The sequence below is a fragment of the Denitrobacterium detoxificans genome (assembly GCF_015062615.1).
In the GTDB taxonomy this organism is placed as follows: domain Bacteria; phylum Actinomycetota; class Coriobacteriia; order Coriobacteriales; family Eggerthellaceae; genus Denitrobacterium; species Denitrobacterium detoxificans_A.
Genome location: NZ_SUUH01000008.1, coordinates 64999 through 85901, shown reverse-complemented (window position 1 = coordinate 85901; position 20903 = coordinate 64999). Strand labels below are relative to the sequence as shown.

Genomic DNA, 20903 nt, shown 5'->3' with positions numbered 1-20903 from the left:
GCACACGGGCACAGGCGTACCTATCCCTACTATCTGTATTGTAGGAAGCGGGGCATTGCAGTTGGTGCCAAACGGGATGCCGTTCGTGCCAAACAAATACCGTTTATGACATTTGGGAGATTGCTATTGGGAAGAGGCTATCCCAGGGGCATGAGAACGTACGCGCGGAACATGCCGCCCTCGTTCCCAAAGCGGGCAAAGCCGCCCATACGTTCGGCAACGGCGGTTACGCTAGCCGTGCCAACGCCCGTTCCCTCGTGCTTGGTGGACAGCAACTCGCCCTGGCCGTTTTTCAGTATCTCACCTGCGTATGTATTGCGTACGTCAAGCGTGAACTGACGGCCAACGCCCACGTCAATCGCAATGATGAGCGCCAGACGAATGCCGCCCTCTTCCTTCGCGTGCTCCAGGGCTGCAACGGCGTTTTCGAGCACGTTGCCTACCACCACGGAAAACTGCGCTTCGGTGATGCCGCACTCTTGCGGAACCTGCGCATGCACTTGCACTTCGGCGCCCAGCGCCTGCGCTCGCGACACATAATGCCCCACAATGGCGTTCACAACGGAGTTCTCGCACCAAATAAGCGGGCTATCATCCGTGATTTCGTCTAATTGACCAAGATACGTTTTTAGGCCATCTAAGTCGTCATTTCGAAGATACATCGCGACGGTGTTGCGGAAGTGACGCAAGTCGTGCCGCGCGCGCCGCGCTTGATCGATGCGCTCCTTCATGACCGTATTCTGCCGCAGTTGCATATCGAGCAAGTGCTCGCGGTTCAAGCCGTCCTGAGCATCCTTTGCGCTGTGCATGAGGTAGTATTCCAGGCCCAGAATAGACAGATACAGCGTCATGATAACGATTTGCAGAAACACGAGCGAGAAGAGCACGTTGCCGTCAACGAGCGACGGATCAGACGGAACGTCGATTGCGAACACGTCCACCAGATAGCACATGAATGGCAGCAACCACGCATTATGCCAAAACGAACGCCCCGACTGCCCCATAACGCCATTTTCCAAAATGTAGGGAATGCGATCGTGGAACAGCGGATAGGACGCCGCGCAAAACAGCACCAGCGAGCTCCAAAGCACGATTTCCCCGAACCACGTGTAATGGGAAGCAGCTAGCGATTCGGGATACATGAGCGCATCCGCAACACGTGCAAACGTCGAAAGGGAATACACGAAGAACTCCGACGTAAAGAACAGGTAGAGCAAGAAGTACGGACGAATGCGCGTAACGGCAATGAGCACGCCAATGGACACGACGCTCGTAAGGATAAACAGCGGCAGCTTGCTTTCGGGGAGAACCTCATACATAACGCCACAGGCAACCCCCATGGCGGCAACAAGCAACATGAACGTCACGCGCGTACGACGCGATATCCACTCAGCAGCAACCAACGGCGTAAGCGTAAGGTACGCCGACGAGACCATCATGAGCTGCTCGCAAACCGAATAGAAAATGTTCGGGAAGCTAACCATGACTAGAACCCTCGGCCATTGCGTTGGGACATCCAATCGGCCCATGCGGCGCGAGCCTGAGGCAAGCTGCGCCGGCTCACGGGAATCCTATCGCCCCCACGCACCACGAATTCGTTGCCATCCATGCGGTCGACAACATCAAGGTTCACGATATAGCCACGCGCGGGAACATAGAACTGGTGCAAACCAGCCACCGCGCGTTCCAGCTGTGCGAACGTAGAACGCACGCGCAAAAACATGCGCTCGGCCAAATGCAGTTCGAGATAATGACCCGCCGAGCGAGCCCAGTAGAGAGAATTCGCGTCGAAACCTTCGCCGCCCAGGGTCACCATGCGCGTTGGAGCACGCTGCGCCATGACGCGGTCGAGCAGCATCGATAGGTCTTCGTATGCAACGGGCTTGATGAGATAGCCCTGCGCTTGCACCTCATAGCTTTCAACCGCGAAATCACGGCTGGTAGTGGTAAACACGATGACGCAATCGGGGTCGACCTCTCGCAGCTTGCGCGATGCGTCCAGCCCCGTCATGGCGTTCGGGTCGGGCACCATGCCTGCTTCGTCGAGGTAGCAGTCGAAGAGAACGACATCATGACGGCCGGCTTCCAGGCCTTCCAGGAATTCCGCAGCCGTGCGGTACGTGTCGATGGAGGCTATAACGCCGCGCACGGAAAGATAGCGCTCCAGAAGGAAGCGCATGTGCTTCATGTCGTACAGATTATCTTCGACAACGGCGATTTGCATGCCCATATTCTAGCTAATTGGCCCATTACAGGACAATAAGCATATCACCTTGCCGCCCAGCACGCACATGACGCAAAACGCCCCGGGGCGACTGCAGGCACTGCAGCACGCACCGGGGCGTCCACCGCGCCCGCTAAGCCGGCGCGAAAGCCATACGAGATTGGCCTAGAACTCAAGTTCCTTCAGACGGTCGAACACGATGTCCTTGCGCTGCAGGAAATCCCACGGATCGAAGATCTCATCGAGCACTTCCTGCGTAAGCGTGCATTCGGGGTCGGCTTCCAAGCGTTCGCGATAGCTGGGGCCTTCCTTGGCCTGCTGCACGTCGTGCCACGTGGCCATGGCATTGCGCTGTACGATGACGTAGGCGTCTTCGCGCGTGATGCCCGTCTGAACCAGGGCAAGCAGAACCTTGCTCGAGAAGATCAGGCCACGCGTCTTGTACATGTTCGCCTGCATGGCCTCGGGGTACGTCTGCAGGCCATCCAGAATCCAGCGCAGCTTCTCGGCAATGTAGTCGAGGGCGATGAAACTATCGGCAAGCGCGGTGCGCTCGGCGCCGGAGTGCGAGATATCGCGCTCGTACCACAGGGCAACATCGTCGAAGCCAACCTGCGCATTGGCCTTCACAGTACGGGCCAGGCCGCACACGCGCTCGGCGGTGATGGGATTGCGCTTATGGGGCATGGCGGAAGAGCCCTTCTGGCCCTTCTTGAACGGCTCTTCGGCCTCGATAACGTCGGACTGCTGCAACAGGCGCACCTGCATGGCTATGCTCTCGAAGCTGGCGGCGGTGCATGCGAGCGTGCTCATGACCTGCGCATGACGGTCGCGCGCCAGAACCTGGGTGGACAGCGGGTCGGGCGTAAGGCCCATGTGCTCGCACACGTACTGCTCCACGAACGGGTCGATGCTGGAATACGTGCCCACGGCACCGCTGATGGCGCCCGTGGCGGCAACTTCACGCGCCTGAAGCAGGCGGTCGAGGGCGCGCTTCATGGCCCAGGCCCAGCTACCAAACTTCATGCCGAAGGTCATGGGCTCGGCATGAATGCCATGGGTGCGGCCCACGCACAGCGTATTCTGGAATTCGAACGCGCGTCGCTTGCAGATCTCGCCGATCTGGCGCACGTCTTCGATGATGATGTCGAGCGCCTGAGTAATCTGATAGGAAAGCGCCGTGTCGCCCAGGTCGCTGCTCGTCATGCCGTAATGCACCCAGCGGCTGGGCTTTTCCTGGCCTTCAGGCACGTCGGCATCGATGTACTCTGCCATGCAGGTAAGGAACGCAATAACGTCGTGGTTGGTGACGGCCTCGATTTCGTCGATGCGATCTACGCGGAAATCGGCATGCGCGCGAATCCACGCGGCCTCCTCTTTCGTGATGCCCGATGCGCCCAGCTCGGCCTGCGCTTCGCATGCCAAAAGCTCGATTTCCTTCCAAACGGCGAACTTGTTCTCGTTCGTCCAAATGTGGCCCATCTGGGGGCGCGTGTAACGAGGGATCATGCCTGCCCTTTCTTCTTGCGGAATGCTGCACACATTTTAAATCCGCATGGCACTCCAATGCGCGCAAGTGAAGCAAGCACGAGAAAACGCCACGAGAGGCGCGGACGCAAAGGCTACAGCTGCTTGAAAACGGCAACCGCGGCCGCGCGTTGATCCTTGTCGGACGCGATGATCACGGCATCGCCTGGATACAGGTACGTGTCCTCGCCCACGACTTCCATGTCGTCGTCATCGCCATGCGAAACGGCCACGAGAAGGCAGCCCTCGGGCATGGGAACGTCGTAGGCAAGCACGCCCTCGTCGTTGTCATGATGGCGCATGCGCGGAACGGTAACCTGGTTCAGCGCCACATTGCCATGGGACAAGCTGGAAAGCACGCTGATGCCACCCAGCATGGCGTCTTCCTCGATGATGGTGGCGATGAGCGCCGTGGACGACACGCACTCGATGCCCACCTCGCGGAAGATGCGCATGTTCTTGGGAGTGTTCACGCGGGCAATGCATCGCGGCACATCGAAAACGCGCGTGGCGATTTCGCACGACACCAAGTTGGCGTCGTCCTTGCCCGTAGTGGATACGAACACATCGGCTCGACGGATGTCGGCATCTTCCTGGTAGCGCGACATGCAGCCGTCGCCCCAGATAACCAGATAGCGACCCGTGAGCACGTTGGCAAGATGGTCGGCAGTTTCCTGGTCTTCCTCGATAATGGCGACTTCGTTGCCATCGCGCAGCATTACCGTGGCAAGATACTCGCCAACTTTGCCGCCTCCGTTGATAACAATGTACATAGTGGCCCCTAGTCTTGAATCCAGCGCGCGAACGACGGCACCATGGTGCTGCGCACGCAGGCGAGCACAGAATCGCCATGCTCCAGCACGCTATCGCCCGTGGGAATGGAGCTCGTACGGCCATCAGCGCGCTCAAAGCAGATGATGCGCACGTCATGGGACTTTTCCAATTGGGAAACGCGAATGGACTTCATGTCATTGCGCTCCAGGTTCAGCGAGAATCGCAGGACCTCGTAGTCGCCAAACGTATCGAGATGAAAGCCATGGCCCGAAGAGATCTTCGAGAAGACTTCCTCGGCAACGAGCGAGGTGCCGCACACGTAATCCAAGCCCAACTGCTCGTACGCACGTTCATGGCCGGGGTTGTACAGGCGCGCGATGACGTGGGGCACGTTGAAGATGTGCGAGGCAACTTCCACCGTCATGAGGTTGGCGTTGTCGGATTGCGTTACCGCAGCAACGCAATCGGCCGTGGCAACACCGGCGCGAGTAAGCACGTCTTCGTCGAAGCCAACGCCCTGAACGACCGAGCCATTGAATGCGCGGCCCAGGTTGGAGAAGGCGTTCGCGTCGCGGTCGACGACGCACACGTTATTGCCATTCTCGGAAAGCATATTTGCCAGCTGCGAGCCCACGCGGCCGCAGCCAACGACGATTACGTTCCTACTCATCCGATTCCTTTCACGTCATGCAATGCGAAGTATAACGCGGCAGAACCGTGCACCCAAGCGATTTCAGAACTACAGGAAGCGATACGAGACGGTGTGCACGCCCCAGTCGCTCGAAGAGGAATAGCCGAAGGCCTTGTAGACGCCACCGGCCAGGTCGAGCACGCGACCGTACTTGCTGCCAAAACTGCCCGTATCGGTAACCGTGGCAACGACCGTAATGCCGTTGTAATTGATTTCGACCGCACGGCCCAACAGGTATTCTTGGCCCTGGGGTACGGCAACCGTAACGCCGCTGTCGCTAAATGCACGGCCAGAGGCGGTAAGGCGGCCGGCATCGGGGTTGTCGGGGTCGGCGTTGATGCAGTCGGACACGGAATAGGCCGAAGCCTCGCCCGACATCCAACCCTCTTCGGACATATCGGGCTGAATGAGCGGCGCCGTGGGAAGCGGATCGGTGGTGCCTACCTGGGCGGCAGCCTGAATCGTATCGACGTTGCCCATGTCAACTGCGGAAAGCAGCACAACGGGGTCGGGGTCGCTCACGGTAATGGATCGTGTCTGCGCCTTCTGGAGAGAGGCACCACTATCGGAAACGGCTTGCGTAGTGGAAGCAGTTGCGTTTGCAAACGTCGTGGCGCTTTCGCCCGCTTGCGCAACCGAAAGCGTATCGCCCACGCCCAGCGTGGAATCGTCGGCCTGGGCAGCGCCCTGCGCAATGCCACGGGGAATGACCAAAGCGCACAGTGTCACACAGGCAACAAGCGCGAGAAGGGCAACAACCCCAGGCACCGCAAAGCGGCGCATATGTGCTTGCGTTTGAACCACGCATCTCCCGTTGATCGAATGGCAGGCGAACGCCTGCGCAAGGACGGCCTCGTGCGTGTCTGGTGTGTTTTGCCATCCCGAAACGTATTTGAAAGCTCGAAAATTATACCGAAACGGGCATTCTATACAAAATTTTGCATGCCCCAAACGGCCTCTGAAATGGGATTACTCCCGTGGCATTAAAAGGGCGAAGAGTACATACGCCAGCGTCATGAGCAGGGGCGATACAAAGAAGAGGAGCAAAACGACCACGCGCACCACCGTGCTGTCCAGCCCATAGCGCTGCGCAAATCCTCCACATACGCCAAAGAGGCGAACGTCGGTCTCGCTACGGCAAAGCCGCTTGGTTCCATCCACCCAACCCAGCGACGTGAACTTGCCCACGCGCCATGCCCAGAACAGGTAGACAACCAACAGCACAAGCGAAATGGGCAGCAAAACATTCAGGATGAAGGCAACCGCCTGGCCCAGCGTCACCCACCAGCCCAAATGCGCGTACATGCCCAAAAGGGCAATAGCCCCCACGAACGTGATGACCATGCCCACGCCCGCCCAGATGCGGTTCTTCAGGGGATACGAGGATAGCTTCCTTGCCATTACGACCTCCCCCACCAATCCAAGGGCGCCAAGACGTCATCGCGGAACTGGAGCGGCTGCCACAAGCCCTCGTGCGTGCCGATAAGCGTATACGTGGTGAAGCCGATGGCGCAAAACACCACGAATGCCGCGATGGCGCACACCACAAGGGCCGGCGCGTCGAGCGCACGCGCCTGAATGAGCAAGCCGAGCGTGATGGCAAGCAATGGCCAGGTTTCCGCAAACCACGCATCGAGGCGTATCGAGACGAGGTCGACCGACCACAGCATCACGAGCAGCCCCACGAAAAAGAGCATGGCGCCTTCGGCACAGGTGACGATGTTGTATCCATGCTTTCCGGGAATGACAAACCGGGCACAGCCCACTGCCATGGCAAAGGCGGCCGGGATTTGAACGAGCCCAAAGGACGCATCGAATTGAGCCAGCATGGCAACGGAGGCCAGGGACACAAGAAGAAGCCCCGCAGCTAGGCACACGCAAATGACCAGCGTACGGCGACGCGAGCGCTTGCTTGCGGCATCGATGGGGCGAATGGGGCACGTTGCCCCGTACATGCTCGGATCGATATCCACGGGCTCCCATGTCTCCTCCTCTTCGGGGAAGATGAGCCACAGGGCAATGTAGAGCGGAATGATGGCGCCAGCGGTAAGCAAGGCGAGCACGACGCATACGATGCGCATGATGGCGGGGTCGATGTCGAAATGGGTAGCCAGGCCAGCTGCAACCCCACCAAACACGCCATTTTGCGAGCGATGAATCTTTTCCTCGCTGACGCGCACGCATCGTTCCTTTCCCGCACCAGGCGGCTCGCTGATATCGCTTGTGATGGTAACCCCGCTAAAGCGGGGCGGTCGACGCATGGCGCGTCACTGTTACCCTTCTGTAGCGCGCGGGAAACGTTGCCACGCCCCGCGCGCTAGCCAGATGGATTATCGGTAATAGCGGTAGTACGCCGCGCAGCTGCCCTCGGAAGACACCATGCAGGGGCCAACGGGGTTCTCGGGCGTGCAGCTACGATTGAAGTGCGGGCACGCCTTCGGCGTGATGGCCCCGCGCAGCACATCGCCGCAACGACATCCACGCGGTTCGATGGTGGGCTCCACTTCGGGATGGAAGCGCTCCACCGCGTCGAACTCCGCGAACTCGGGGCGAATGTGATATCCGCTTCCGGGAATGGGGCCCAGCCCACGCCAGGTAGCAGTGCAGGTTTCGAACACTTCGTCGATAGCGGCCAGCGCCACGGGATTGCCTTCCGCACGCACGCCGCGCGTGTAGGCGATTTCAATTTCCGCGCGCCCCTCATGCAGCTGACGCATGAGCATGGCAATGCCCTGCAGCACGTCCACCGGTTCGAAGCCAGTGATCACACCGGGAATGCCATAGCGTTCGGCCAGGAACTGGTACGGAGCCATACCCGTAATAGTGGAAACATGGCCAGGCAGAATAAGGGCGTCCACCTGAAGCGACGGGTCGGACACAATGGCTTCCAGCGCGCCGGGCATGTTCTTGTGCGCCACGAAGACGCTGAAATTGGAAAGGCCCATCTGCTTCGCGCGGCGAATGGCCATGGCGATGAGCGGCGTGGTGGTCTCGAAGCCCACGCCCACGAAAATGACCTGGCGTTCGGGATGCTCCTGCGCATAGCGCAGCGCATCGAGCGGCGAGTACACGATTTCCACGCTGCGGCCCGCCGCCTTTTCGGCAAGCAAGCTAGACGTGGAACCGGGCACGCGCGTCATGTCGCCAAACGTAGTAATGGTGACGTTGGGGATGCGGCACAGCGCAATGACGGTGTCGATGTCGCGGTTGGCCGTTACGCACACGGGACAACCCGGACCAGAAAGCAGGCGCGTTCCCTCGGGCATGATGGCGCGAATGCCCGCGCGGGCAATGGAAACCGTATGCGTGCCGCATACCTCCATGAGCGCGCAGCTCTTGGGCGCAAGCGCCTGGATAGAATCGATGAGCCCCTTTGCGAGCTCGGGGTTCTTGAACTGGGAAAGGTCGCGCGTGAGCACGTTTTCGGGCAGGGCCTCTGCCGCTCCTTCTGCCGCTCCTTCTGCCGCAGACATGCTACATCGCCTGCTCAGTGATGCCGATTTCCTCTTCCACCATGTCGGGGAACTGGCGCACCAACTCAAGCGTGTCCTCGGCGAACTGGGGGTCAACAACCTCGATGGCGAAGCCCGCATGGACGAGGACGAAGTCGCCCAACGTGGCCTGGGGCGTCAGGTCGATAGAAACCTCACGCGTGGCGCCCATGACCGTGACTTCCACCATGTTGCCATCTTTAACTTCGGTAATTTGAGCGGGAATTGCCAAGCACATACCGCATCTCCTTTTCAGCCAACGCCGGCTTGCGGCGCGGCACCCTTCGTTACTCCCCCGCAGGGAGCGTGTCTATCGTCCGCAATGCTACCACAGCCTGCCCGTATGAAATGCAGGCATCGTTGGGAGGTAGGTCTTTATTCATCGCAGCGGTATAGCCAAGCGCTCCAAGCGCCGAAACCGCATGCTCCATGAGATAGCGATTCATGAACACACCACCCGAAAGCACCACGGTACGCACGCCATACGCGGCCTCCGCAAGCTGAGCAGACATGACAATGACCTCGACCATCGCATCGTGGAAACGACGCGCGATGACGCCCACGGAAACGCCCGCGGCCATATCGTCGAGCATAGCCTTGAAGAGCGGCGCCGCATCGAACAACACGACCGAGGTATCGAGTGCGGTGCTGTTCTCCGTGGCCGTGTTCTTCACGACCTCCACGCGATACGCCGCAGCTGCCTCGGTGTCCGCCTGAGCGGCATGATCGATTGCCGCCTCGAGCAGCACGGCGCCTTCGCCCTCGTACGTAGGCTGGGTGCATACGCCCAGCAAGGCGCTGGCGGCGTCAAACAGGCGGCCGACCGACGACGTATAGGGCGTGTTCAGACCACGCTCGATCATCTGGTCGCAGATTTCGGCCTCGTCGCCCATGGCATCGAGTAGACCCTTCGCAGCAGGATGCTCCAGCAGGTCGAAGGCCCACAGCGCGCCATAAGCGCAACGCATGGGATGCTTGATGGCCGCCGCGCCACCGGGAAGCGGAATATAGGCGAAGTTCGCCAGGCGCTCGAACGTGGCAAGATTCGCCATGAGAACCTCGCCGCCCCAGATAGCGCCATCTTCGCCATAGCCAGTGCCATCGAAGGCAATACCGCACACCGGCCCCTCCAGACCATTTTCAGCCATGGCGGAAACGATATGCGCATGATGATGCTGAACGGCCGTCACGGGCAGATCCTGGCCCGATGCCCACTTCGAGGTGAGGTATTCGGGATGCTTATCGCAGGCCACCGCCACGGGGTTCAGTCGCAAAAGCGATGCGTACGCCCCCTTGGCCTCGAGCCATGCGTCGTTGGTGGCCACGTTCTCCATGTCGCCAATGTGCTGGGACACGAACGCCTCGCCCGGACGCGTATAGCAGAACGTGTTCTTCTGCTCGGGACCCGTTGCAAACAAGCATGCATCCTGGCCCGTAGCGCCTTCGGGGCGTGCGGGGAGCGCGATGGGCAGCGGCGCGAATCCACGGGCGCGGCGGATGAACTGCACCGCCGTCTGGCCCTCGCCCACGCTTAGCACGCGAAGCACGGAATCGTCGTAGCGCGAAAGGATGGCACGATTGTTTCCCAGCAGGGCGTCGGCAATGCCGGCAAGCGCGGAGACCGCCTGGGCGTCGTCAGTCTGGATGGGCTCATCGTGCACATTGCCCGACGTCATAACCAACATGCCGCCAAACGCACGCACGATCAGATGCTGAAGCGGCGTTGCGGGCAGCATAAGCCCCAGCTCGGTAAGACCATCGGCCAGCCCCTCGGCAAGCTGCACGGAGGGCTTCTTCTTTAGCAGCACGATGGGGCGTGCGGGAGACGCGAGCAGGCGCTCCTCCTCTTCGGACACCAGGCAGAACGCGCGGGCGTCTTCGACGCTGGCCACCATGCACGCGAACGCCTTGCCCTCGCGGCGCTTGCGCTTGCGCAGATTGGCCAGGGCAGCGGGATTGGACGCGTCGCACACCAGGTGGAACCCACCCAGGCCCTTTACGGCCACGATGGATCCCGCCTTCAGCAGCGACACCACGGCGTCGATCAGCGCGTCGCTCTCGCTCACGTTGGTGGCCCACAGAGCCTCGCTGCCGCCCAGCTGGTCCTTCTGGAACGCGTGGGCGCCCAGCAGCTGAGCCTTCGCCTCGCCCTGCTGCGTCATGTCGACGAAGCACAGGCGCGGACCGCAGTCGAAGCAGGCGTCAGGTTGCGCATGGAAACGACGGTCGGCCGGATCGGCATACTCGTGCGCGCAATCGGGGCACATGGGGAACTCGCTCATGGACGTCTGCGGGCGGTCGTAGGGCAGCGCGCGCATGATCGTGAAGCGCGGACCGCAGTTCGTGCAGTTGATGAACGGGTAATGGTAACGGCGATTGTCCGGGTCGAACAGCTCGGCCAGGCAATCGTCGCAGGTGGCAAGGTCGGGAGATACGAGTGTCGTGGCGTTGGAATCCACGTCGTCGGAAAAGCGGATCTGAAAAACGCCGAAGCCCTCCACGGGCACCTCGTCCATCTTGATGCGCTCGACACGCGCGGCGGCCGGGGCGTTTTCGGAAATCTCCATCACGAAGGCATCCAGGTCGTCCGAGGCCGCCTCCGCATGGATATGAACGCCGTCGGTGGCATTCAGCACCCAGCCGCAAATGTTATGCGTGCTGGCAATGCGATAAACGAAGGGGCGGAAACCCACCCCTTGCACAATACCTATAACGTGAATATCAAGCGCTTCGTGCATAGTGTGCCTTTCATGGCAGAAATCGCCGCCATGGGGAGGCACGCACGTGCGCCGGTGGCGGCGAAGCGGTTACTTCAAAGAACGAGCCACCTTGGCAACGGTTTCGCCCAGCATACGCAGGGTTACGCCGGAGTTATCGGGAAGATGCAGGTACACGCAGCGACGGCCACGCTCGGAAAGCACCTTCAAGTCGCCTTCGGCCTGGCCCTTGGCCAAGGCGCCCAGCGAGGGGGCCTTGCAGTCTTCCAGCGGGATGTCCTTCAGCTCGTCGGCCGAAATGATCAGGAAGACGCCGTTGTTCTTTCCGCCCTTCTGCAGCTGGCCGGTGGAGTGCAGGTAACGCGGGCCAATTTCCAGGCACGACGCCATCTGGAATTCCTTGGCGAACGTGTGGCGAATGAGCTCGAGTGCCTCGCGACGGCCCTCGCCCGTGAAGGGCACGAAGGCGTTGAGGGCGAAGTAATCGCCGGGCTGGATGCTGCGCATGAGGTTCTTCAGGGCCTTTTCGACCGTCTTCGCCTCCTTCATGGCGGAACTGAGGCGCACCTCGATCTCGCCCAGAGGCGTGCAGCCCAGTTCGTTCTGCACGAAATCGGGCTCGGTGTGGCCACCGCTGAGGATTTCCAGCGTGGCGGCCTTGGCCGATGCCACGTCGGGCTGGTCGAACGGGCATACCTTCATGAGGTAACCACACATGGCGATGGCGTATTCCCACACGATGAAGTCCTGCGAGAGCTCACACACGTTGTCGATGCGGAAGCTCAGGCGCGGAATGGCCTGGTCGATGTAGGCCAAGCTCATCTCGAAGTTCTTGCGCTCGTCCCACAGGTCGGTCTTCGTCTGGTACACCACAACCGTACGGTCGCCCTGGTCCTTCGAAAGCGTAAGGGCGTCGCACTCAATGTTGGGCAGAATGCCATGACCTTCCTTGCCCAGGCTTTCGGCCACCAGCTGTTCGATCCACAGACCCAGAACGCGGCCACGCTTGGGCGTGAGGAAGCTGAACTTGTCGCGGCCCGCAACGTAGTTGTCGTACAGGAACGCGGCGAGCTTGATGGCGGGGTTGTCCACCGAGTCTTCGCTGCATGCACGCTCTGCCTCAATGGCGTGCGCGATGAAATCGTCGAGGTCGATGCCCACCAGCGCAGCAGGTACCAGGCCAAATACGGAAAGGGCGCTATAGCGGCCGCCCACGGTGGGCTCGCCGGTGAACACCTTCAGCCAGCCTTCGCGCTCGGCCATCTTCTGCAGCTCGCTGCCCGGGTCGGTAATGGCCACCAGATGCTTCACCACGTCTTCTTCCGGCATGGACTCACACAGCGCCTTGCGCACGGCCACCAGACCCGAGTTCGGCTCGATGGTGGTGCCGCTCTTCGACGAGATCATGAACAGCGTGGTGTGCGGGTTCAGCTCGGCCAGGATGGCACGCACGCGCACCGGAGAATCGGAGTCGAGCGTGCGGAACTTAATGCGGTTCGAATCGATGCTGTTGTACTTCGTAATGGTCATGGGAGCCTGCGTAGAGCCACCCTCGCCCAGAAGCACCACGGCTTCAATGCCGCTCTCATGCACGCGCTGAGCGAACTGCTTGATGTCCTCGATGGGATACGGAGGGTTGCTGGCCAAGTCGGCCCAGCCCATGAAGTTCTGGGCGCATTCCTGCGCTTCTTCGGAAAAGCTGTAGAGCGTGGCATCCTTCGCGTGAAGGCGGCTCGCCACCTGTTCCTTCACCAGAGTCTTGGCGGAGGGGTACACCTTCTCCATGTCGCCGTTAAGCATATGCTTCCTTTCGGAATAATCAGTACAACTAAAGACCGCCCGCACGGGCAGTCGGAATATGCGTATCAAATTCCAGTAGTATAGCGCAGCCGAATGCAGCCCACATGGAAAGTGGAGACGCTGTGACCTTCGCGACATCCAATATCAACACTTGAACGCGTTCGCCCAGGTGAACGGTATGGGATTATTACGAACGCGCCGAAAGCATAATGCTCACATGCGTCTCGCCACGACCCACGGTGGTAACGACGCACGTACCACGCGGGTCGATTTTGCCATCCATATCGAGGACCGCAACGGTGTAGGTGCCGAACCAGCGTCCTTCGACGAACACTTCCTGCCCTGGCTCTACGCCCACAGCCGCAAGCGCTTGCCCGCACGAAGCCAGATCTCCCTTTTCCAGCTTGCTCGAAACATCGCCCTGGTACACCACCGCCATGACGCTGGCATTACCCACATCGTCCTGCGTATCTACCTTGACATACATTTGACCCGTTGAAAGCTCATAGCATGCCAAAGCTATAGCGGCGACAACCAGGATGGTTATGGCCGCTATAGCTTTGGCATCGTGTCTGGGAACTATAGGTGCTTCCTCCTTGGGGGCCTCAACTTGCTTCTTCGGTCGACCCATGACCGTCCTCCTCAAAACTCTCCCCTCGCGCATAGCGCGATTCCTTCGCGCCATGCTAGCAAATAAAAATGTAGAAATGCAGCAGCAAGGAGCTTCTTTTCGTTCCCCCTGGGCAACGAGTCTTTCCCCTGTCCAATCATGGAGATTTGATGTACAATACGACCCGTGCTCTTCTTTGCGCTTGGCCTGTTCATTCGGCAAAAATCGGGCACAGAATGCGGGGCTCGCACGCACCGTGCGAAATGGGGTAATCCGCTTCTCACAATCGGCGCGCAACAATGCGCACAACGCAAGGAGGAAGCCATGAAACAAGGTAGCACGCTCCTGAAGGTCGTATCCATCATCATGATTGTGTTCGCTGGCCTGGCCATCATCGCCGGAATTCTGTTCCTGGCGGGTGGCGGAATCGCAGCCACCTCTGGCGCCACCACCAGCACCCTCGATCTCAACGGCACCACCTACACGGGAACAGAAGCGGCCATCGGTAGCGGCATCATCGTGGGCCTGTTGGGCGGGGTCATGCTCTTCTCGGGCATCGTCGACCTCGTCATCGGCATCGTGGGAGTAAAGGCCTCGGGCGAAAACGGCAAGCACACGGCTGCGTTAGTTCTGGGCATCATCGGCGTCATCTGCGCCGCAATCAGCCTGATCACCGGCGCCGCGAACAACGCTAACACCATCCTCACCGGCCTCGTTGGCCTGGTGCTTCCCGTGCTCTACCTGGTGGGCGTCATACAGACGCGCAAGCAGCTTGAAGAGCAGCCGGCCGCGCCGCAGCAATTCTAGCCAGTATCTCTTGCATGCACGGCCTACCTCGCCGTGCATGCAAGCGGTTCAAGCCACGAACCATCGTCCCGCTCCAGCAGCCAAGCCTGGTGCGGGACGATTTGCATCTAGGGGCCAGAATGACCAGCCAGCCCTCCGTTTCACTGCTATACTCATGTATCACATCCGTTACGAATGCATGTTAGCGAGGGTTTCCTCATGAGCAAAGATGCCATCCTGCATGTGCGCATCAACGCCGAAGATAAGGAAGCGGCAGAACGCATTTTCGCAGACCAAGGCACAAGCCTTTCCGAGGCGGTGCGCATTTTCGTAAAGCAGAGCATCAAGGTAAACGGGCTCCCCTTCCACCCCACCTCGTCGGAGGGCAAGGGTGGCCTGCACGCGCAGGGGCGCCTTGAAGCGTATGCGCATCAGGAAATGCGCGAAGCAGAACGTGAAGCCTGGATCAGATCGCTGAGTGATAAGTATGAAGCTTTTAATCGATGAGACCGTAATCCTTCGCTACCTTCTGAACGACCAGAAGGGGCATTCGCGCGAAGCCGCCAAGGCAATTGCCACGGGCGAAGCGTATACCTACCCGGAAATCCTGGCACGTGTAGCCGTGTCGCTGCGCGACGTGTACCGCGTGCCCCGCAGCCAGATTGGCTACACGCTCATCGAGCTCATGGACGACATCTACGTTGTCGACGAAGACGTAGCCCGCTACGCCTCGCGCCTCTTCGGCTCGAGCATGCTCGACTTCGTGGACTGCCTTCTGGTGGCGCGCAACGCCCTACATGGCGAGAAGATCATGTCCTTCGACAAGCCCCTCATGAAGCGCACGCTCGTTCTGTAAGGCCGCCAAGCAGGTTCCCCGCGGACCGCGCCCCGAGGGAACGCCCCTGGACGGGCTAGCTGCCCGCACGCAAACACCGCAAGCAAAACCCCTCACGCATAGGGGCTGCGTAGCTCCACGCGCCTTACGAACGTAAACCACCAGCACCAAAAGAAGAGGCCACCGACATAGCGTCGACGGCCTCTTCAGCAGTGATATATGCGCGTGAACTACTTCACGGTAGCGCGCTTAGCCTGCGGAGCAGCCTGAGCAGCCTTCTGCTTCTTGTGGTAGGCGATCCAGTAAATCAGGCCAACGAACACCGCACCACCGATGGTGTTGCCAATGGTGGCAAGGCCGATGTTGTAGAAGGCACCAGCCCACGTAAGAGCCTGGGTGCCATAGCCCATGCTCGAGGCAACAACGCCCATGGGCAGGAAGAACATGTTGGCAACGCAGTGCTCAAAGCCCATGGCAACGAAGGCCATGACCGGGAACACGGCGGTGAAGATCTTGTCGATGACGCTACGACCAGCAAAGCCCATCCACACAGCCAGGCACACGAGCAGGTTGCACATGATGCCACGGAAAAGGATCTGCGTAGGAGAAAGGTTGATCTTGCCAGCAGCCACGGCGACCATCTGAGCGCCGATCGTATTGTCGCCAGCCTTGGTGCCCATCAGGCCGCAGCCCACGATGATACCAACCAGAATGAGCGAACCAACCAGGTTGCCCAGCCAGACAACGACCCAGTTCTTCAGAACGGCAGACCATGCGGCCTTCTTGCTGTTAGCGGCCATAACCATGAGGCAGTTGCCCGTGAAGAGCTCGGAGCCAGCAACAATAACGCAGATGAGGCCCAGCGAGAAGCACAGACCACCGAGCACGTTAGCCGCAGCAAACGAAAGTGTCTGGTCGGCTTTGACGTACGTCATGAACAGAGCGCCCATGCCAATCTGGATACCAGCCATGATGGCCAGCGTGAACATGCGGGGCACGTCCATGTTCGCCTTGCCAACGCCCACAGCCTCGGCCTTGGCTTCCAGGGAAGCGGCGGCGCGACAATCGGGCGCGACAGCAGCAATGTCTTCCTTCGTAATCTGTTCCATATCTCCTCCTAAAAAGAGACTCGCGGGTAACCACCCTCCCAGCAGCTACCCGCAAACGATTGACCTTTAATCAACCGCTAGCGCGGGCACAGCCGAAAAGTCATAGCCTTGCACGAATCGAGTGTGCAATTCTTCGGCAGTCTCGCGAACGGCAGGGGTTAACGCCCCCATAAACTCCATTTGAGCTGGCTGAATACCTAGGAAAATCAATTCATCACAGCACGATTCAAGCTCGCTTAGCATAAACGAAATCGGAAGCGAGTGAGTGGTCATCATGTAATCGGTAGCAACATCATCGGCAGAAAGCCTGCGAAGGGCGCCCGGCTCCAATTCCATGGAAGCGGCATCCACCACTACCAAAACGCGTGGATGCTCCCTGCGCACCACGGAGACAAAGTCCTCGGGCATCTGGCCACCATCAAGAACCTCCCAGTTGGGGGCAGGTTCGTTTTCCAAAAGCTTTGCCAGATACGGCCCGACGGCATCATCACCGCGAAGCACCGCACCTACTGTGAGAACCATCTGTTCACTCACGAGCGTCGTTCCCTTCCCATCATGTAAATGGCCTTGTTGCCAGCCATTGCCTTCAACACGGACTTGAATCCATCGAGCCAAACGCGTTGCGCCGCATCGGAAGCAGCCTCCTGCGCCGCATCAGCGGCCGCGAGCAGCTCCGGCACGTTTTCGTGGAGGATCTGAATTTCCCCGGAGCGGAGAATGCCCTCCATCTTGTAGCGCGCATGACCTTCTGGCATAAGTTCGCAGATGGAACGATAGCACGTTACGCTGCACGACAGGCACTCATCGAAGCAATCGATGACGCCCGTATGATGGCCCACGGCAAGCGTGTAGTACACAATATCTTCCTCGCGCGTGCCCTCTTTGGGGATGGAGCGCTCGTCGTCGACGAATTTTCGACCCAGGCGGTAGAACACCACCATGTCTTCAGCCGGCCGCTGGGCCGGCCCCACCACGAGCGATTCCTCGCTCGCGTGGTGCCGGCTCATTGCTTCCGCTGCACTCATAGACGCAGCTACGCCCATACTAGTGCCTCCCTACACCAGAAAGGATTGCCTGAGCAGCGGGGTCAAGCGATTCCCCGTTGGGCGCAAGACGCGAGAGCCCCTCTCGGAGCGCCGCATCGCGGCGATCGCCGGAAACGGTCATTTCGGCAAGGTCGTTGCGAAGCTTCGTGTACACCTCAACCTTGCGCGGGTCGATTTCGGCCTCGATGAGCGCATTCACGTTCGCGAACACGCCACCTTCCTTTTCCATGGCGGAAAGGAACGCGTCGGACAGGTCTTTGCCGTAACGGTAACCCGAATACAGACGTGCGTCCTTCTCGATCTTCGTCATCACCTTGTACGGGATGTCCTCGAAACGAAGCGTTGCCGGGCTGCCGTCGTCCACCTCGTCGAGGTGATGCAGCTTCTGGCCAAGCAAGCCCAGGGCGATTGCGAAGCCGTAGATGGTCTGAGCGGGCGTGGGCGGACATCCAGGGATATAGACGTCGACCGGTAGAATCTTGTCGGTACCTCCCCACACACAATAATTGTCGTGGAAGATGCCGCCCGTGCAACCGCATGCGCCGTACGAAACTACAAGTTTGGGGTTAGGGGCTGCTTCGTAGGCGCGCAATCCTGGCATGCGCATGGCGCGCGTGACGGCGCCGGTATACACCAGGATGTCAGCATGGCGAGGACTGGGGGTGTTCTTGATGCCGAAACGCTCGGCGTCGAACACAGGCGTGATCGTCGCGAAAATCTCGATTTCGCAACCGTTGCAACCGCCCAGGTCGCAACGGTAGATATAGACGGATCGCTTAATGTCGTTCAGAAGTGCCAGCTTGGCTTTCTGCACGCTTTCCTCAAGCGTAACCGGATCGGGCTTGTACTGCAGACGATCGGGAACGTTGTGATCGATAATCATTAGCGGGCACCTCCACCATAAAGCTCTTTAATCTTCCTCAGGCGGTTCTGCTCGGCAATGCGACGTGCTTCAGCGAGCTGTTCCTCCGAAGGCTCGGGAGTGGGGTCGCCCTGAGCGTCCACGCGCTCCTTGGCGCGATAGGCATCGGCCTTCTGCCTGCAAGCGGGGCACATCCCCATCGTCTTCATGGCCTGACGCGTTTCGGCATCCTGCGCATTGGACTGGGCGATGATGCGAGAAGCGTAATCCACTTCCTTGGCGGAAGCGTAGTACGAACCGCACTCGCTGCACTTCTGCAAGCCATAGGTAGCCGTCTGCTCCAGGTCGTCCTTCGAGAAGACCGCAAGCTCGAATTCCTTGGTGAGCTCGATGGCCTTCGTGGGACACACCTCTTCGCATCGACCGCAGAAGATGCAGCGGCCGAAGTTGATGGACCACGTGGTGGTTCCGGCATTCATGTCGAGCTTCATCTGGATGGCATTCGGCGGGCACGCGACTGCGCAGGCGCCACACGCAATGCAATCCTTCAGGTTGTGCTCGGGCTTGCCACGATAGTGGTCGTACTGATGGAGGGGCGCTGCAGGATACTGAATGGTCGCATCGCCGGTGCGGAGTATTTCCTTGATAGTCTTAAACATCTTCGCACCTCCTAATCCGCGAGCGGGCTATGCTTGCGCGTGCGCGCATAGGTTTCCAGCTGCTGTTTCGTGACTACCTTTTCCGTACCCTTCTTCACATCGATGATGCTCACGCGCTCCGTGCAGGAATAGCACGGGTCGATGGAGCCAACGATGAGGGCGGCATCAGAAATGGTGTTGCCGCGGAACATGTAGCGCAGGACCGGCCAGTTGCTGTACGTGCTGGCCTTGGCGCGCCAACGGTAGCACTTCTGATCATTGCCAATCATCGACCAGTGCACGTCCTCGCCACGAGGAGCTTCCGTCCAGCCAAGGGCGAACTTGTGCGGGTCGATGTTGAACTTGTCATTCAGCACGATGCCGGAAGGCAGGTCGGCGGACAGCAGCTCCTCGATGATGTCGATGGAGTCGAGGAACTCGCCCACGCGAACCACGGTACGGCCGAAGACGTCGCATGTGTCGGCGGTGATGGGCTTGTGCTTCGCGGCGATGGCGGCATAGCCATCGAACGGATGCACCCAACGCGCGTCGCGAGCGAAGCCGCTGCCACGCACGCACGGGCCAACGGGGCTGTAGTCGCGAGCGATCTTCGGGTCGAGCTTACCGACGCCCTGAGCGCGCTTCAGGAAGTTAGGCGTGCTCAGCAATTCGTCTACCAGACGCTTGGCGTCGGCGCGCAGCTCGCCCACCAGGCGCAGCGTCTCGAGCTTCTGCTCGGCCAGAATGTCGCGACGCACACCGCCGATGAGGTTGTAGCCGTAGGTCTTGCGAGCGCCCGTGAGCAGCTCGGCCAGGTCCATCGACTTCTCGCGGATGCGGAAGAAGTGCTGGAAGCCCGTATCGAAGCCGCTGTAGTGGCACACGAGGCCCAGGTTCAGCAGGTGAGAGTGCAGGCGCTCGGTCTCCAGCAGGATGGCGCGGATGTACTGGGCGCGCAGCGGAACCTCGATGCCCTGGGCGCGCTCCACCGTCTCCGAATAGGCAACCGAATGGGCATAACCGCAGATGCCGCAGATACGCTCGGCCAGGAACGACACGTTGTCGTAATCCATACGAGCCTCGGCGCATTTTTCCATGCCGCGATGCACGAAGAACATGCGGTAGTCGGCATCGATGATGTCCTCGCCTTCGACGTACAGGCGGAAATGGCCCGGTTCGTCGGAGGTGATGTGCATGGGGCCCATGGGGATCGTGGTCGTCTCGTGATCGCCCGTTTCCTTCAGGAACTCGTAGTTTTCGATGTCCCTGGTAGGTGCGGGGCGATAGCGGTAATCCATGGCGTCCTTGCGGAGCGGATGGATGTCCATCGGCCAGTCGTCGGGCAGGACCAGGTTGCGGTTGTCGATGATGCCGATAGCATGCAGACCGAACATGTCCTGCACTTCACGCTCGCTCCATACGGCGGCGGGAACCTTGGGCGACACGGCGTAGAACTCGCACGTATCGGCAGGCACCTCTACACGCACGGTGAGCATGCAGCGGTCCTCTTCCTCCATGGAGAGGATGTAGTACAGCGCAAAGCAGTTGTTGAATGAGCGCTCGTCGTTACCAATCATTACGGGCATCCAACCACCACGCTGGTAGTACAGGTACTCGATGACCACGGGCGCGGAATCGCGAGCGACGGTGATTACCGGCTGGTAATCGGTCGACCAGCTTTCCGACAGCACCACGCCTGGGTACCTTTCACGGACCGCCTGAATGTGGGATTCGCCCGTGCGGAGCGCTTGTTTCTTTCTAGATGTCACGATATATCTCCTTCGTCGTGCACG

Annotated in this window: 22 protein-coding genes; 3 read left to right on the top strand and 19 right to left on the bottom strand. The window is 59.8% G+C overall.

Features of this window, described 5'->3' with window-relative positions; all coding sequences use genetic code 11:
- Positions 1–137: 137 nt before the first annotated feature.
- From E7002_RS09000 to E7002_RS08940, 13 genes are all read right to left on the bottom strand, one after another.
- On the bottom strand, positions 138–1484 hold the full coding sequence (locus tag E7002_RS09000; protein ID WP_303728568.1) for a sensor histidine kinase: 1347 nt from the start codon (positions 1482–1484) through the stop codon (positions 138–140).
- 2 nt (positions 1485–1486) lie between these two features.
- Entirely contained in the window at positions 1487–2224 is a 738-nt protein-coding gene (locus E7002_RS08995; protein ID WP_303728566.1) for a LytTR family DNA-binding domain-containing protein, read from the bottom strand.
- A 165-nt stretch (positions 2225–2389) separates the two neighbouring features.
- Positions 2390–3733 (bottom strand): adenylosuccinate lyase, encoded by a 1344-nt coding sequence (gene purB / locus E7002_RS08990; protein ID WP_066660028.1) that lies wholly within the window; start codon positions 3731–3733, stop codon positions 2390–2392.
- A gap of 113 nt (positions 3734–3846) precedes the next feature.
- Positions 3847–4524 (bottom strand): TrkA family potassium uptake protein, encoded by a 678-nt coding sequence (locus tag E7002_RS08985; RefSeq protein ID WP_066660025.1) that lies wholly within the window; start codon positions 4522–4524, stop codon positions 3847–3849.
- An 8-nt stretch (positions 4525–4532) separates the two neighbouring features.
- A complete protein-coding gene (locus tag E7002_RS08980; RefSeq protein ID WP_303728564.1) occupies positions 4533–5195 on the bottom strand; it encodes a TrkA family potassium uptake protein in 663 nt (220 codons plus the stop codon).
- 69 nt (positions 5196–5264) lie between these two features.
- A complete protein-coding gene (locus E7002_RS08975) occupies positions 5265–6020 on the bottom strand; it encodes a hypothetical protein (protein WP_303728563.1) in 756 nt (251 codons plus the stop codon).
- A gap of 165 nt (positions 6021–6185) precedes the next feature.
- Entirely contained in the window at positions 6186–6617 is a 432-nt protein-coding gene (locus E7002_RS08970; RefSeq protein WP_303728561.1) for a PspC domain-containing protein, read from the bottom strand.
- On the bottom strand, positions 6617–7396 hold the full coding sequence (locus E7002_RS08965; RefSeq protein WP_303728559.1) for a PspC domain-containing protein: 780 nt from the start codon (positions 7394–7396) through the stop codon (positions 6617–6619). The genes E7002_RS08970 and E7002_RS08965 overlap by 1 nt, the downstream gene beginning before the upstream one ends.
- A 150-nt stretch (positions 7397–7546) precedes the next feature.
- Complete coding sequence (gene hypD / locus E7002_RS08960; RefSeq protein ID WP_303728558.1) at positions 7547–8689, bottom strand: hydrogenase formation protein HypD; 1143 nt, start codon at positions 8687–8689, stop codon at positions 7547–7549.
- Position 8690: 1 nt separating this feature from the next.
- The gene (locus E7002_RS08955) at positions 8691–8945 is read right to left on the bottom strand and encodes a HypC/HybG/HupF family hydrogenase formation chaperone (protein ID WP_066660009.1); all 255 of its coding nucleotides are present in this window, start codon (positions 8943–8945) and stop codon (positions 8691–8693) included.
- 49 nt (positions 8946–8994) lie between these two features.
- Complete coding sequence (gene hypF / locus E7002_RS08950) at positions 8995–11445, bottom strand: carbamoyltransferase HypF (RefSeq protein ID WP_303728557.1); 2451 nt, start codon at positions 11443–11445, stop codon at positions 8995–8997.
- A 69-nt stretch (positions 11446–11514) separates the two neighbouring features.
- Complete coding sequence (locus E7002_RS08945) at positions 11515–13224, bottom strand: glucose-6-phosphate isomerase (protein ID WP_303728556.1); 1710 nt, start codon at positions 13222–13224, stop codon at positions 11515–11517.
- Positions 13225–13411: 187 nt separating this feature from the next.
- Positions 13412–13711 carry a hypothetical protein gene (locus E7002_RS08940; protein ID WP_066660002.1) on the bottom strand — a complete coding sequence of 100 codons (300 nt, stop codon included), beginning with the start codon at positions 13709–13711 and terminating at the stop codon, positions 13412–13414.
- Between the two features lie 447 nt (positions 13712–14158).
- Here E7002_RS08940 and E7002_RS08935 point away from each other — a divergent pair, with 447 nt between their 5' ends.
- The 3 genes from E7002_RS08935 to E7002_RS08925 all read left to right on the top strand — a co-directional run bounded on the left by E7002_RS08935 (position 14159) and on the right by E7002_RS08925 (position 15476).
- Complete coding sequence (locus E7002_RS08935) at positions 14159–14641, top strand: hypothetical protein (protein WP_303728555.1); 483 nt, start codon at positions 14159–14161, stop codon at positions 14639–14641.
- 198 nt (positions 14642–14839) lie between these two features.
- Positions 14840–15127 (top strand): type II toxin-antitoxin system RelB/DinJ family antitoxin, encoded by a 288-nt coding sequence (locus tag E7002_RS08930; RefSeq protein ID WP_303728554.1) that lies wholly within the window; start codon positions 14840–14842, stop codon positions 15125–15127.
- Complete coding sequence (locus E7002_RS08925; protein ID WP_066659992.1) at positions 15108–15476, top strand: PIN domain-containing protein; 369 nt, start codon at positions 15108–15110, stop codon at positions 15474–15476. The genes E7002_RS08930 and E7002_RS08925 overlap by 20 nt, the downstream gene beginning before the upstream one ends.
- Positions 15477–15685: 209 nt before the next feature.
- Here the strand turns inward: E7002_RS08925 and E7002_RS08920 are convergent, their stop codons facing one another.
- The 6 genes from E7002_RS08920 to E7002_RS08895 all read right to left on the bottom strand — a co-directional run bounded on the left by E7002_RS08920 (position 15686) and on the right by E7002_RS08895 (position 20879).
- Positions 15686–16564: a formate/nitrite transporter family protein gene (locus E7002_RS08920; RefSeq protein WP_303728553.1), complete on the bottom strand. Its 879-nt coding sequence runs from the start codon at positions 16562–16564 to the stop codon at positions 15686–15688.
- 66 nt (positions 16565–16630) lie between these two features.
- A complete protein-coding gene (hycI, locus tag E7002_RS08915; RefSeq protein WP_303728552.1) occupies positions 16631–17098 on the bottom strand; it encodes a hydrogenase maturation peptidase HycI in 468 nt (155 codons plus the stop codon).
- On the bottom strand, positions 17095–17571 hold the full coding sequence (locus E7002_RS08910; RefSeq protein ID WP_303728551.1) for a formate hydrogenlyase maturation HycH family protein: 477 nt from the start codon (positions 17569–17571) through the stop codon (positions 17095–17097). Before E7002_RS08910 ends, hycI begins: the two co-directional genes overlap by 4 nt.
- A gap of 37 nt (positions 17572–17608) precedes the next feature.
- On the bottom strand, positions 17609–18493 hold the full coding sequence (locus E7002_RS08905) for an NADH-quinone oxidoreductase subunit B family protein (RefSeq protein WP_082867758.1): 885 nt from the start codon (positions 18491–18493) through the stop codon (positions 17609–17611).
- Positions 18493–19131 (bottom strand): formate hydrogenlyase complex iron-sulfur subunit, encoded by a 639-nt coding sequence (locus tag E7002_RS08900; RefSeq protein ID WP_303728550.1) that lies wholly within the window; start codon positions 19129–19131, stop codon positions 18493–18495. Before E7002_RS08900 ends, E7002_RS08905 begins: the two co-directional genes overlap by 1 nt.
- 11 nt (positions 19132–19142) lie before the next feature.
- Positions 19143–20879: an NADH-quinone oxidoreductase subunit C gene (locus E7002_RS08895; RefSeq protein WP_303728549.1), complete on the bottom strand. Its 1737-nt coding sequence runs from the start codon at positions 20877–20879 to the stop codon at positions 19143–19145.
- Positions 20880–20903 lie beyond the last annotated feature (24 nt).

What these genes read in the sequence shown, in the direction of transcription:
- E7002_RS08910 (WP_303728551.1), bottom strand. Translation starts at nt 17,571, where the DNA reads ATGAGCCGGCACCACGCGAGCGAGGAATCGCTCGTGGTGGGGCCGGCC.
- E7002_RS08985 (WP_066660025.1), bottom strand. Translation starts at nt 4,524, where the DNA reads ATGTACATTGTTATCAACGGAGGCGGCAAAGTTGGCGAGTATCTTGCC.
- E7002_RS08930 (WP_303728554.1), top strand. Translation starts at nt 14,840, where the DNA reads ATGAGCAAAGATGCCATCCTGCATGTGCGCATCAACGCCGAAGATAAG.
- E7002_RS08900 (WP_303728550.1), bottom strand. Translation starts at nt 19,131, where the DNA reads ATGTTTAAGACTATCAAGGAAATACTCCGCACCGGCGATGCGACCATT.
- E7002_RS08920 (WP_303728553.1), bottom strand. Translation starts at nt 16,564, where the DNA reads ATGGAACAGATTACGAAGGAAGACATTGCTGCTGTCGCGCCCGATTGT.
- E7002_RS08970 (WP_303728561.1), bottom strand. Translation starts at nt 6,617, where the DNA reads ATGGCAAGGAAGCTATCCTCGTATCCCCTGAAGAACCGCATCTGGGCG.
- E7002_RS08940 (WP_066660002.1), bottom strand. Translation starts at nt 13,711, where the DNA reads ATGTATGTCAAGGTAGATACGCAGGACGATGTGGGTAATGCCAGCGTC.
- E7002_RS09000 (WP_303728568.1), bottom strand. Translation starts at nt 1,484, where the DNA reads ATGGTTAGCTTCCCGAACATTTTCTATTCGGTTTGCGAGCAGCTCATG.
- E7002_RS08935 (WP_303728555.1), top strand. Translation starts at nt 14,159, where the DNA reads ATGAAACAAGGTAGCACGCTCCTGAAGGTCGTATCCATCATCATGATT.
- E7002_RS08955 (WP_066660009.1), bottom strand. Translation starts at nt 8,945, where the DNA reads ATGTGCTTGGCAATTCCCGCTCAAATTACCGAAGTTAAAGATGGCAAC.
- E7002_RS08905 (WP_082867758.1), bottom strand. Translation starts at nt 18,493, where the DNA reads ATGATTATCGATCACAACGTTCCCGATCGTCTGCAGTACAAGCCCGAT.
- E7002_RS08945 (WP_303728556.1), bottom strand. Translation starts at nt 13,224, where the DNA reads ATGCTTAACGGCGACATGGAGAAGGTGTACCCCTCCGCCAAGACTCTG.
- hypF (WP_303728557.1), bottom strand. Translation starts at nt 11,445, where the DNA reads ATGCACGAAGCGCTTGATATTCACGTTATAGGTATTGTGCAAGGGGTG.
- E7002_RS08995 (WP_303728566.1), bottom strand. Translation starts at nt 2,224, where the DNA reads ATGCAAATCGCCGTTGTCGAAGATAATCTGTACGACATGAAGCACATG.
- E7002_RS08925 (WP_066659992.1), top strand. Translation starts at nt 15,108, where the DNA reads ATGAAGCTTTTAATCGATGAGACCGTAATCCTTCGCTACCTTCTGAAC.
- hypD (WP_303728558.1), bottom strand. Translation starts at nt 8,689, where the DNA reads ATGTCTGCGGCAGAAGGAGCGGCAGAAGGAGCGGCAGAGGCCCTGCCC.
- purB (WP_066660028.1), bottom strand. Translation starts at nt 3,733, where the DNA reads ATGATCCCTCGTTACACGCGCCCCCAGATGGGCCACATTTGGACGAAC.
- E7002_RS08980 (WP_303728564.1), bottom strand. Translation starts at nt 5,195, where the DNA reads ATGAGTAGGAACGTAATCGTCGTTGGCTGCGGCCGCGTGGGCTCGCAG.